Below are 12474 nucleotides of genomic sequence, written 5' to 3' on the forward strand. Positions count from 1 at the left end.
TTTAAATTATGTCTTACGGAAAATACTTTAATAAAGGGCAGAAAGTCTTCATCAAGCGGATCTTCACTGATGAGGGACAAGTCGCCCTGGATACCATCACCGGCTACGCCATGCACAGCAAACCGATGCAGCTTGACCTGGCCCTTCCCTACGGCTGCGATGCCGCAGACTCCTACCCTTTTGAACCGGGCATGCAGTTTGAGGTTCTGACCGACCACATGGGCATGGGGTTGCGACTGGTGGCCTCTTTTGTTGAACGCATCAGTGGTCAGGATATCCGTCTGCAGTTTGAGGGCAACCTGGAATTCATCTCCAGACGCATCTATCGTCGCGTGGATGTGAATGCCTGGGTAGGCATTCATAGGAATACGGGCAACCTGGCAGATATGCGTTCACTTTGGGAAGAGAATCTCAAGAAAATCAAGGACGGGGTCTCTGCTGCAGAGCTGACCGAGTTTAAAAAGAACCTGATCAACCTAGCCGGAGGCGGCATCAGGCTCCCCCTCAAGGCTCCTGTCGAACAATCAGATCTTGTTCTGGTCTACCTCTCCATTGGTGACAAGAAAGGGATTATCTGTGCTTTGGCCGAAGCCGTTTGGATCTGCGATGTCGATACCAACGATATGCAACAGATTGGCCTGCGCTTTTTAAACATTCTGGAAGAAGACCAGGCACGCATTGATACAGTGGTAAAAGCACTGCTGGACCGACTCGGCAAAACCGGCGAAGAGGGTGAGAGCTGAAGCCTGGCTTTACTTCGGCAGAGCTTCTCGCAAACGTTTCCAGAGCTGCCCCTGATCACCCGTTAGAACGCTCTCTGCATCGGCTTGCAGAACAGACCAGTCACCGCGTTGAATTTCAGCGCCCAACTGCCCCGCCGCCCAACCGGTGTAACCGACAAAGGCCCGGTAGCTGACAACCTCAGCTGAAAAATCCGTCCACTCATCAAGCACTCCAACCCCCGTCACATAAAGCCCTTCAACAACTTCTTCGGCAGGCTCCGGTGGATGCTTGCGAACCTTGACCAAAGCAAGCAGGGTATTCGGGTCAACCGGGCCACCATAAGAGAGTGTTCCGCCATCCCCGGTCAAACTCGAATCTTTTGGAAGAATCGTGGACAGAGACAGGCGACTCCCCCTGTTGACGACTAATCCTGCGCTACCTTGCTGGTTATGCTGGATCAACAGGATGACCCCGTTACGAAAACGCGGGTCCTTCAGTTGCTCATCTGCAACCAGAAACATCCCCTTCTCCGGGGTGGTCGCATACAAAACATTGGTCATTGCCAGCAGAACAAGGAGCGTCAAGCAACAACAGCGCAGGGAATATCTTTTCAAAAGTATTGAAGTCTTTCCTTTATTAAACACGATGGTATTGTCCCCTATAAATTGAAGCATTAATCAACCGACACCTCTCGAGGCAAGAGAACCCAGAAGCGTACTGTTTGTTTCATGCGACCGGCCTGAGAGCCTGCCTGTGAACCCATACCCCAGAAAAAATCTCCGCGGACTTGGCCCTTTATAGCTCCCCCGGTATCCTGTGCCATCATCAGGCGTCGCAGCGGCTTATCACTGTTCGGCCAGAAGGTGTCAACGAAAACCGGCGCTCCCAGGGGTATGTGACGACGATCAACAGCAAGACTCCGGCCAGGGGTCAGTGGCACACCAAGGGCTCCCGGCGGACTCTTTACATCAGCAGGCAAAGCCCTGAAGAACACATAGCTCGGATTCTGGTTGAGGAGGTTATCGACTTCGCTCGGGTTGTTCCTTGCCCATAACCTGATATTCTGCATCGACATCTTGCTGCGAGGCATGGCACCACGATCGATCAGGTATTTACCGATCGACTTGTAAGGATGGCCGTTCTGATCAGCATAATTGACCATCACCTGTTCACCATCATCAAACAGAATCCGACCTGAACCCTGGATTTGCAGAAAGAAGAGTTCGACCGGGTCAGCAACCCAGAAAAGTTCCTGATCGACCAGAGGTCGTTTCTGGCTGTCGATTTCGCTTCGATCCCAGTAAGGGACAACCCTGTGCCCATCAAGACGGCCGCGTAAGCGATAATTGCTTAAATCCGGGTAGACATCGCTCAAGTCGATGGTCAACAGATCGTTAGGACGTTGATAAAGCGGATAAGGGTAAGCGGCTGAAGCCACCCGACTCCCCCGCAAATCCGGAACATAGTAGCCGGTCAGCAACCCTTCCGTGGTACCGTCCGGTTTACTGACCTGATGAGGCTCAAAGTTACGTTCAAAGAAGGCACGGACCTCCGCTTCGGACGCCTGCTTCATAGCCGCGGCCTCCTCACAGGCCGGCTGCCACTGCGGACGCCAGCGCAGCGCCGAACAACTTTCCAGCAAAGCACCAAGAGCGAGTCCCGGGTTGTCCTCCTGCCAGCCAACAACGTCCGTCCAGTCGACCACCTGCAGAGTGGGTACACCTTTATCAACGACCGGTTCTTCGATGACCGGTTCCTCAACGACCGGAGACGGCTCCGGTGGCTTCGCACAGGACGAAAGAAGCAATAGACCGGAGACAATCAGAACATATATTTTATTCATAAATATTTCTCTCATTGAAACTCTTGTTCAGCAACTCACAATCAGAACATATCGACCGGATCGACATCAACGGTCAACACAACCCCGGCTGGGAGTTGTGTTCTGAGTCTCTGTAACTGCTCAATCTGACGACGCAAGGGCTCACGCTCTTTTGCCTTGAGCAGAATCTGCACCCGGTGCTTGTTGCGCAAACGCGGCAACAGACATGGGGCTGGACCAAGGACTTCCGCGTCACTCGAACCAGATGTCAGGTTAACAGAAATCTGCTCCGCTGCACGGTTGACCCTGGTTTCGTCATTGCCACTCAAGACCAGGTTCACCAGATATCCGAAGGGTGGATACGCCAGGACCTGGCGTTGCGACAGCTCCAGGGCAGCAAAGCCCTGGTAATCGTGGCGGGCGACAAAATCAAGCGCATAATTATCTACGGCATAGGTCTGGATCATGACACGCCCGGGACGGTCTCCGCGACCGGCTCGCCCGGCAACCTGGCTGAGGAGCGAGAAAACCCTTTCGGCGCTGCGAAAATCTGGCAGGTTCAGAGCGGTGTCGGCGTTGAGGACACCAACCAGGGTGACCGCCGGGAAATCATGGCCCTTGGCGATCATCTGAGTACCGATCAGAACGTCAATCTCTCTAGCCGACATCTGCTCTATCAACCGATGGTGAGCTCCTTTGCGGCTGGTGGTGTCACGATCCATGCGCGCCACCCTGGCCTCGGGGAAAAGCTCCCGGATCTCCTCTTCGAGACGCTCCGTGCCCATTCCTTCGGGGAGCAAGCGGACTCCGCTGCACCTGTCACAACTCTCAGGCGGTCTCATGTGGAAATCACAGTAGTGACAACGCAAAGAGCTCTGGACCTGTGAATAGGTCAAGGTGATATCACAGTTAGGGCACCGCAGAACTGCTCCGCAATCATGGCAAAGCAGAAAGGGTGCATAACCGCGACGATTCAACAGCAGGAGCACCTGCTCACCCGCAGCCAGAGCTTCCGCCATAGCACTCTGCAACGGCTCGCTCAGCTGGCTCTCTCCTTCATGTTGCGAAAGATCGACCAGATGGACTTCCGGCAAGGGCCTTTCAGCAGTCCTCTCGGGCAGCTCCAGGTGTGTCAGGTGCCCCCCCAGAGAGCGCTGATAGGAGGTCAGAACCGGCGTGGCGCTACCCAGGATGACGACGGCCTCCTCCATCTGGCCACGCATCAATGCCAGGTCTCGGGCATTGTAACGAAAGCCCTCCGACTGTTTGTAGCTGCCATCATGCTCCTCATCGACCACGATCAGCCCCAACTCAGGCAGCGGGGCAAAGACCGCCGAACGAGCACCGATCACAACATCGACATCACCTCTTGCAACCTGCCTCCAGGCATCATAGCGTTCACCATCAGACAGGCCGGAGTGGAGCACGGCCAGACGCACTCCATGATTCTGAAACCAGCTGCGAAAGCGAGTCACCAGTTGCGGCGTCAGGGCAATTTCAGGGACCAGGACCAACGCCTGTCGGCCTGTTTCGAGGACTTTGGCTATCGACCTCAGGTAAACCTCGGTTTTGCCGCTGCCTGTGACGCCGTGAAGAAGAAACGGGGCAAACGTCGACGGCCCATCAAGGGCGGCCTGAACTGCCGTAACAGCAACCTGTTGAGCCGCATTCAATTCAACCGGGCAGTGTTCTACAACGTCGATTTCAGCAAACGGATCCCGGCAACGTTCAATCTCTTCGAACTGCAGGAATTTCAGCTCCACCAAACGCTGTAAAGCCGCATGAGGGGCAGAAAAAGTTTCTCGCAGCTGGCTTAAAGTGCACTCGTTCTTCGTACGGACATAGTCGAGAATTTCCCGCTGTCGCGCACCTTGCGGCTGTTCATCCCGGTCCGTTGCCCGGTAAAGCTTGTCGCTCAAAACAGTCGGCTTGCTATCCAGAGCCGAGAGACCAGCCGGCAGAGCAGTTCTGACCGCCTGTCCGGGGGGATAAACATAATAACGCGCCGCACGCAGGTAAAACGCAGCATGATTCTGGTGAAACAGGGGATGGGGATCGATGACTTCGAGAATATCTTTCAACTTTGCATCACCTGGCTCTGCCCAGTTCATGACATAGCCAACCACTTGACGGCGGCCAAGAGGAACCCGAACACGACTACCAATACCAACCTCATCTGCCAAACCGACAGGGATTGCGTAGTTTAGAATTTTATCCAGAGGCGCAACAACTGCAATTTCTGCGGCTCGTGCCAGTGATGTTATAGAAGTCACGAAAAGCCTGAATATCCGAAGGCAAAAAGACAGTGGGCAGGGCCATCTGACCCTGCCCACCAAGCTAAAGCGAGTTACATATTCCTACTCCGCACCCACAACCTGGGCGGCAACCTGGCCGGCAAACTCGCGGCATTCGCGGAGATTGTCGTCGGTCGGTGAGAAGCGCAGCGTCAGGCCGGGCACCGGCATTTTAAAGCGCAGCCCTTTCAAGCGCTCTTCAACCAACTTGACCGCTTCACCACTCCAGCCGAAAGAGCCAAAAGCTGCAGCAATCTTTGCTTTGGGCGTCACCAGGGAGAATAGTGACATGGCGTGCCAGGCCTGTGGTGGCGCGTCGCGATTAATCGTCGAAGTCCCCACCAGCACGAGGTCCGCCAACTCCAGTTCGTCGCGTAAGTCACTATCGCGCAGCTCACACATACGCAGCTCAACAACATGGAAGTTTTGTTTCTCAAGCTCCTCACGAATTTCTGTAGCCATGCGGTGAGTATTACCGTGCGCGGACATGGTTAACATTAGGGCGCGAGGATTGGGTTGTTCCGGCGGCAGGGCTGACCAGCGGCGATAGGAATCGACCACAGCAGCCGGGTCGATCCGGCGAATTGGGCCGTGAGAGGGGCAGATCATTTTCAGTTCCAGCTCGTCGACTTTGCTGACGGCAGCCCGGACCTTGTCTTTGAAAGGGCGCATGATGCAGTCGAAATAGAAATGAAAGTCCTGGGAGAAGTCCGGAATCTCATCATCAAAGAGTTTGCTGGCGCAGTAATGAGCACCAAAGGCATCACAAGGAAACAGAACGGCGTCCTCAACCAGGTAGGTGAACATGGTATCCGGCCAATGCAGATTAGGAGCCAGAACAAAACGCAGGGTACGCCCACCAAGGTCAATTTCATCGCCATCACTGACAACCTGGGCGTTGAACGGCCCATTCAGCAATTGGGAGAGAAAATTCTGCGCAGGACGCGAACAGTAAACCGGTAGATCCGGACGCCTTTCAAGGAGCTTGGTCAAGGCACCGGAATGGTCGGGTTCTGTATGGTTGACAACCACCAGGTCGATATTGTCGAGGCCGACACACTCATCGATCTTGGCAAAAAATTCTTCCGTAAAGGGGGCCTTGACGGTATCGATCAAGGCTGTTTTCTCATTCCCTTTTACAACATAAGAATTGTAGGTCGTGCCATTATGCGTCGGGAAAAGCTCATCAAAAATCTGCAGCTCTGCGTGCCTGACACCAACCCAGAAAACATTGTTGGTGACCTCCTGGTAATGCTCCATAACGTCTATCGCCTTTCTTTTTAAAAAATGATCCCTTATTATTAACTAAACCCATCATAGGGATATGTTGAATAATGCGAACTCTAAAGATAATACAACTGCGCTATTCTGGCAACCATAGCCCAAGCACTTCTGGCAGGTTTTTATGAGCTTTTCTTCCCGCCAACGAAAAGGAGTGAGCAGGCGCCGGTTCCTCTCCCTCGGGCTCGCCGGAGCCAGCGGTGCTTTGCTGGCAGATTCCCTCTGGTATGAGCCACAAGCCCTGAAAATTGAACGGCACCTGCTGCAGTCCTCTTCTCAGGGGGAAAAAGTGCGCATCGTGCAGATCAGCGATCTGCACCTGAGCGATTTCAACAGCTACTTTGAAGAGGTCACCAAACAGGTGGCTGATCTGAAGCCTGACGTAATCGTGCTCACCGGAGACTATCTTGAAGAACAGCGTAACATCAGGGGTGTTCTCAGTTTCATGAAAAGTCTGAAAGCGACCCATGGCATTTACGCCGTACAAGGGAACTGGGAATACTGGTCACGGCTTGAAGGAGAGAACCTGCGCAGGCACTTTGCCGGGGTCGGCGTGAAATTATTGATCAATGAGCGAGTGGACCTGGAGATCAATGACCATGCCCTGTCGATCTTCGGCCTCGACTACCCGTCTTCCACGGATCATCTGGAACAACTTCAGAAAGAGGTCGACCCGAAACGCTTTAATCTACTCATGTCCCATGTGCCAGCCTTTGCCCACGAACAGCTCAACAAGGAGATCAACCTGATCCTAAGTGGTCACACTCACGGCGGCCAGGTTCGCCTGCCTTACCTACCACCATTCTACCTGCCACGCTACGCCGGCCGCTTTGTCGCCGGATTCTACCAGGTCAGCCAGCACCGCATACCGCTCTACGTCAGTCGCGGCGTTGGCACCAGCGTCCTGCCGATAAGATTTTTCTGCCGTCCGGAGATCGGGCTTTTTGAATTAACCGGCTAAGGTTTCGATTCAGACCCGGCAACGTCCAGGCAGCGTTGCAACGAGGAAAATCATCCGGAGGGATACTGACGGCAGTACTCATAGAGAGCCATGCTGGCAGCGGTAGCAGCATTAAAACTGTGAGGCAGGCCATAGACCGGAATCTCGACAACATCATCCAGAAGTTCCAGGATTTCCGGCGTTAAGCCGGTACGCTCGTTACCAACCACCAGAACAGTACGCCTCGAAAAGTTATAGCTATGTATGCTCGTTGAGTTGGTGGTCTGTTCAAGGCCCACCAGGCGGTATCTGTCGCTGCGCAATTTTTGCAGTACAGGGGCCAGGCTTCTATGAATCGAGACCTCGAGTTCTTCGGCGCCGTCGCGGGCGATCTTTGAGATCAGGCTGGCATTGCCGGTCAGGACGAGTCGCTCCACGGCGCAGGCGCTTGCCGTTCTGGCAACGCTTGAGATGTTGACGTTGCTGCGCATGGGGGCGCAGGCGACGATCAGTTCACGAGGACGGCTAAGAACTGAGCCCTCCTTATGACGCAGATGTTCGAATTGGTTCATAGAAGCACTCTTTTACTGACGTTACCGGATAATTCATCCTGCGAATAAAAGACCTGTTCCAGGTAAAGACCAGAAGCCGGAGCTGTCCCGGGAGCGGCCTGGCGATCGCCTGCATCGAGAATCCGACACAAATCCTCACGCGTGTAGCGTCCCTCGCCGACCTTGACGACGGCACGGACAATGTTGCGCACCATCTTGTACAAAAATCCATCCGCACAGATATCGAAAGTGAGCAGGGGCAGATCGTTGCTGAGCACCGCCTCGAAAACTGTGCGCCGCGTCGACTTCTGCTTGAAGTTTGTCCGCGTCGCGAACGAGGCAAAATCCTGTTCACCGATAAAGACGGAACAGACGTCAATCATGGCCTGCACATCAAGAGGTTCTTTAACGTGCCAGACCCTGCCATCGTGCTGTTCAGGCAGTTTTCGATCATTCCAGATGAGATATCGATAGCGCTTGGCAATAGCTGAGTCACAGGCGTGAAAATCTTTCACAGCACACCGAACATCAAGAATGCGAACTTCGGGCGCCAAAAGCTGGTTGAGCTTCTCCTGGACAAGTGCAGGCGGCAGGTCTTCCGGAAGCGAGAGACTCGCCACCTGGCCGTGAGCATGAGTCCCGCGGTCGGTACGACCGGACCCTTGTACCGCGACACGAACACCAAAAGCTTTCGTCACCGCCTGTTCAAGGGCGAACTGCACAGTTGGCTTGTCACCATGCCTCTGCCAGCCGAAGAAAGCTCGGCCGTCGTAGGCGAGGGTCAACTTGTAGTTAGAAAGTTGCGGAGCTGAAGTGGACATAAAAGAATAAAACCTACACCTCTTCCAGAAGATGCATCAGACGGTTGAGCTCTGCGACCAATTCGCCAAAGCCATCACCATCGAGGCTCTGGGCGCCATCACAGAGGGCCTTGTCCGGATCGGGATGAACTTCGACCATAATACCGTGAGCTCCGACTACTATTGCAGCTTTGGCCATCGGACCAACCAGAGCACGTCGCCCGGTCGCATGGCTGGGATCAACCACGATCGGCAGATGACTCATTTCACGGATCAGAGGAACGACACTTAAGTCGAGCGTGTTACGTGTGGTTTTTTCAAAGGTCCGAATACCCCGCTCACAGAGGATCACGTTCGGATTCCCTTCGGAGAGGATATACTCGGCAGCGGAGAGAAACTCCTCGATGGTCGCACTCATACCTCTTTTAAGGAGGATCGGATGACCGGTCTTGCCCGCTTCCTTAAGCAGGTCAAAATTCTGCATATTACGGGCGCCGATCTGCAGAACATCAGAATAGCGGCAGATGTTTTCAAGCTGCTCAATGCGCATGACCTCAGTAATCACCGGCAGACCTTCAGCATCACCCGCCTGGCGCAGGTACTTCAACCCTTCAATACCCAGGCCCTGAAAACTGTGAGGTCCTGTACGCGGTTTGTACGCACCACCACGTAGCATATGTGCACCATGTTCTTTGACAAGCCTGGCAGCAGCGAGCATCTGTTCCTCGCTCTCCACCGTACAGGGGCCGGCGATGATTACGGGTGGCTGGTTGTCACCAAACTTGACGCCGCCGGCTTCAACAATGGAGGCGTCTGGATGAAAATCCCGGGAGACCAGCTTATAGGGCTTACTGACATGAATAACTTCGCGGACACCGGGGAGTTCACGAATCGTCGTATCATCCACATAACCCTGGTTGCCGAGGACACCGATAGCGGTACGCAGGCTGCCGGGGATGGGCTCCGCGGTCAGGCCCATAGCTGCAACAGCGTCTGTAACGGCCTGGACCTGTTCATCGGTGGCAGAATGATGCATGACGATCAACATGAGAAAAGCTCCTTAAACGGTTGGAGGAATAAACATGGTAAAGCTGATTAATGCTAAAGCGCAGGGTACTTTGCCGAGGGCAGGATTTCAAGCTCTTTCCCTCTGCTTGCAAAGAGGAGCGTTCAGCTTATTCACCGTCAATGAGTCGGCAATCTCCCAGTGCACAACGGAGTCTATAAGACGGTCAGAGAAAATCAAGAGCCTGTCAGCCTGCCCTTTCCCGGTCAGCGTGAGCACAAAGAGCCTCGGACGATTGTTGAATGCTGTCAGGAATAGGGTAATATATAGTCAAATTAGATAGTTTTGTCTCTTTATTGATTCACTGTTCATTCTCGGGGGGATTGACTCTTCAATCCAATCACCATGTCATTAATCAAACGGAACAGAAGCCGCCGCAGAAGAAATTTCGACGAGGACAGCAAGGTCCTGATTGTCACCTTGCTTTTCTGTCTGGTTTTTTCAGTAGTTGGCCTTCAGAAGTCTCTGGGCACTTATCAAATAATTATTCTTGGTCTTGTGCAGTTGCTCATGGTCATGGCGATCGGTGTGATCAGGGGGATCAGCCTGTTCAGAATGCCTTCGCCAAAGCTTATCTTCTATTTCTTCCTTATCCTGTTCATCAATATTTCTGCCCGGTATTTCACCGAAAACGCACTCGATACGTCCCTGTTCGTTTCCAAGTGGTTTCGCTCCTTTGTCACAGTAAATCAAGGCGCTGATATCAATGACAAGTCTCTTCTTTTTGCATTACGACTGGTCCACTATCTGATAGCTTTCGGCATCCCGTTTTTCGTTGCAAGTGTCATCGATCTTTATTGCACAGAGCGCAAGAGCATTCTCAAAATAGACGCCGAAAAGAAGGATGCCGAATTTCAAGTTGTCAGCCACATGGCTCACAATATCAAGCCCAAGCTCAGCTCCGCCCAATCGGTCTTGAGTCACCTTAAGGATTTTATTCACAGGGAAAATCTTGATCAATCGCCGCTACAGAAACAATTCTACGAGGGCCAGACCGACGAAACTGTTACAGATGCTATTCAGAAAGCCCAGGGAGCTTTAAATCAGGTCAACGAAGAGATCATCAACATCAGAGATCTTATTACCGAAGAGATCAATACAGATGACTTCCAGAAAGTTGATCTTGAGGAGCTTTTTCGTGAACAGATCATCCCCCTGTTCGCCAAGGAAAAAGGAAATCTTCATATCGAGTTAGAGACGGAATCCACATGTAAGGCAGTCCTCCACAAACACTCCTTTGTCGAGTCTATGAACAACCTGATCCGCAATGCGCTAGTGCACGGCTTTACCAACCCGAGTTTTCAGCATATCATCAAGTTTGTCATCAGAAAAAAAAGAGGCGGGATCATTGTCGATTATTTAAACAATGGTGATCCATTGCCAGAGGAGATGAACCAGAACAACCTGCTTTCATATGGGGTAAAAAGCGTGGACAGCCCCGGCGGAGGGCTTGGTATGGCCTATGTTGGAAAAATGATCAAGGCTCATCACGGAACCTTTGAGATTCTCGACAATCCTGACTACAACGTTCACTTCCGGATCATCCTGCCAAAAGGAGGCGTGCATTGAACAAGAAACTTCCCAGACCTTTGAGGGTGCTGATTATCGATGATGACAAGAGCTTCGTTGAGGAGTTGCAGCGAGATGCAAACCCTTATCGCATCATCCTGGATCATGCCATGAGTCTGGAAGAAGCGATCGAGATTATGGATGAAAGGGGGGGAAAAGCCTTTGCCGGAATTATTCTCGACGTCATCTGCCTGAAAAAGAAAGAGCAAAAAGTTGCCGATGAAAGTTTCCTTGTCAGAGCCAAGGAAGTTTTCGACCGAAAAGCCCCGAGCCTGCCTAAAGCCATCCTGACCGCAGAGCCCGGCCACTTCAAAACGCTGAAACCTCTCTACGAAGGAACCCTTTCGGTCTACCTCAAAGGTGGCGAGGATCAGGACCGGATGTTTGCCTTCTTCTGCAAGGAAAGTGAAAAACTCGAGAATGTCCGTATGGCGTCTCAGTACCCGGAAGTTTTTGAGGTTTTCGAAAAGCAGTTTCTGGGTAGCAGTGAAGAGCAGGAGTTGATTGCCTGCCTGAAGCTCATGGACAGTTCTGACCCCGTGGTTATTGCAGACAACCTGGCCCGCCTACGGAGGTTGCAGGAAGGGATCTACCTGGCTCTATACCGAAAGGATCCGAAATATATCCCCCCCGGCGCTGGAATCGGAGGCGGGTCACTGTTCAAACATGTTATCCGCCACTTCAAGGTCATGCACCTGATCGAGCATGGCAAGATCATTGAAGTCGCTTCGGGACTGGTTCATTCCATTGGCAGCGACCACGGAACCCATGTTCCGAGCAAGCCCCCCCTGTACGCGCCCACCAGGTACACTGTGCAGATGACGACCTTTGCCATTCTGGACCTGATCTTATGGTTCAAGGAGATCATGGAACCTGAGGTTACTTCGAGTAAAGGCACCTCAGTGTCTTGACAAAGCCTCGGCCCAATACTGTCAAAGACTCATCGCGCCAGGGCACAAATATTTCCGCGATAAGGATTTCAAGTTTTCCCCTCCTGTGTTATCACCGCTTGGCGCAGCGCACAATTTTCGTTATGCTGTCCAAGGGCACTCATGCCCACCCGCGGCCGTTAATATTATGTTGGACGAAATTCAAGAGGTCATCATGCCCCCTAAGCTCCCGGTCGTCGCAATCGCTATCATTCTGAACGCTATATTATCTCCTTTTGCCTACGCAGATAGCGAGACAGAGGCTCATAAACTGATCAACGCCCAGGGCTGCAAGGCCTGTCATACATTGGACGGCAATGGCGGTGTCACCGCAGGCAGCTTCGAAGCAATGCGCGACAAACTGACACGTGCTCAAGTACGCTCCCAACTTGTCAACCCGGAGCGAAAACACGGCAATGACAAGATTCCGGATTTCAGTCACCTCTCAGAACATGAGATTGACGTTCTGGTCAATTTCATACAACCAAAGCCTTAAAGC

Annotated in this window: 12 protein-coding genes; 5 read left to right on the forward strand and 7 right to left on the reverse strand. The window is 52.7% G+C overall.

The window, feature by feature from the left end; genetic code table 11:
* Positions 1-8 precede the first annotated feature (8 nt).
* A complete protein-coding gene (locus P9J64_11210) occupies positions 9-743 on the forward strand; it encodes a PilZ domain-containing protein (GenBank protein MDG5468887.1) in 735 nt (244 codons plus the stop codon).
* A 9-nt stretch (positions 744-752) separates the two neighbouring features.
* On the opposite strand, the gene P9J64_11215 is transcribed toward P9J64_11210, so the two are convergent.
* The 4 genes from P9J64_11215 to P9J64_11230 all read right to left on the reverse strand — a co-directional run bounded on the left by P9J64_11215 (position 753) and on the right by P9J64_11230 (position 6099).
* Entirely contained in the window at positions 753-1307 is a 555-nt protein-coding gene (locus tag P9J64_11215; protein ID MDG5468888.1) for a YqgE/AlgH family protein, read from the reverse strand.
* A gap of 89 nt (positions 1308-1396) precedes the next feature.
* A complete protein-coding gene (locus P9J64_11220; GenBank protein MDG5468889.1) occupies positions 1397-2566 on the reverse strand; it encodes a murein transglycosylase A in 1170 nt (389 codons plus the stop codon).
* 41 nt (positions 2567-2607) lie between these two features.
* On the reverse strand, positions 2608-4818 hold the full coding sequence (priA, locus tag P9J64_11225) for a primosomal protein N' (GenBank protein MDG5468890.1): 2211 nt from the start codon (positions 4816-4818) through the stop codon (positions 2608-2610).
* Between the two features lie 84 nt (positions 4819-4902).
* Positions 4903-6099 carry an FprA family A-type flavoprotein gene (locus P9J64_11230; GenBank protein MDG5468891.1) on the reverse strand — a complete coding sequence of 399 codons (1197 nt, stop codon included), beginning with the start codon at positions 6097-6099 and terminating at the stop codon, positions 4903-4905.
* Positions 6100-6244: 145 nt separating this feature from the next.
* On the opposite strand from P9J64_11230, the gene P9J64_11235 reads away from it, so the two are divergent.
* Positions 6245-7081: a metallophosphoesterase gene (locus tag P9J64_11235; protein ID MDG5468892.1), complete on the forward strand. Its 837-nt coding sequence runs from the start codon at positions 6245-6247 to the stop codon at positions 7079-7081.
* A gap of 50 nt (positions 7082-7131) precedes the next feature.
* Here the strand turns inward: P9J64_11235 and P9J64_11240 are convergent, their stop codons facing one another.
* From P9J64_11240 to aroF, 3 genes are read right to left on the reverse strand one after another with little or no spacing between them, the layout of a single operon-like run.
* Positions 7132-7632, reverse strand: coding sequence for an RNA methyltransferase (locus P9J64_11240; GenBank protein MDG5468893.1), 501 nt, complete (start codon positions 7630-7632; stop codon positions 7132-7134).
* The gene (gene truA / locus P9J64_11245; GenBank protein MDG5468894.1) at positions 7629-8432 is read right to left on the reverse strand and encodes a tRNA pseudouridine(38-40) synthase TruA; all 804 of its coding nucleotides are present in this window, start codon (positions 8430-8432) and stop codon (positions 7629-7631) included. The genes P9J64_11240 and truA overlap by 4 nt, the downstream gene beginning before the upstream one ends.
* 13 nt (positions 8433-8445) lie before the next feature.
* Positions 8446-9459: a 3-deoxy-7-phosphoheptulonate synthase gene (gene aroF / locus P9J64_11250; protein MDG5468895.1), complete on the reverse strand. Its 1014-nt coding sequence runs from the start codon at positions 9457-9459 to the stop codon at positions 8446-8448.
* A 363-nt stretch (positions 9460-9822) separates the two neighbouring features.
* Here aroF and P9J64_11255 point away from each other — a divergent pair, with 363 nt between their 5' ends.
* The 3 genes from P9J64_11255 to P9J64_11265 all read left to right on the forward strand — a co-directional run bounded on the left by P9J64_11255 (position 9823) and on the right by P9J64_11265 (position 12471).
* Positions 9823-11046 (forward strand): hypothetical protein, encoded by a 1224-nt coding sequence (locus tag P9J64_11255; GenBank protein ID MDG5468896.1) that lies wholly within the window; start codon positions 9823-9825, stop codon positions 11044-11046.
* On the forward strand, positions 11043-11957 hold the full coding sequence (locus tag P9J64_11260) for a hypothetical protein (protein ID MDG5468897.1): 915 nt from the start codon (positions 11043-11045) through the stop codon (positions 11955-11957). The genes P9J64_11255 and P9J64_11260 overlap by 4 nt, the downstream gene beginning before the upstream one ends.
* Before the next feature lie 193 nt (positions 11958-12150).
* Positions 12151-12471: a c-type cytochrome gene (locus P9J64_11265; protein ID MDG5468898.1), complete on the forward strand. Its 321-nt coding sequence runs from the start codon at positions 12151-12153 to the stop codon at positions 12469-12471.
* The last annotated feature ends 3 nt before the right edge of the window (positions 12472-12474 follow it).

It is taken from the genome of Deltaproteobacteria bacterium IMCC39524, from assembly GCA_029667085.1.
In the GTDB taxonomy this organism is placed as follows: domain Bacteria; phylum Desulfobacterota; class Desulfuromonadia; order Desulfuromonadales; family BM103; genus M0040.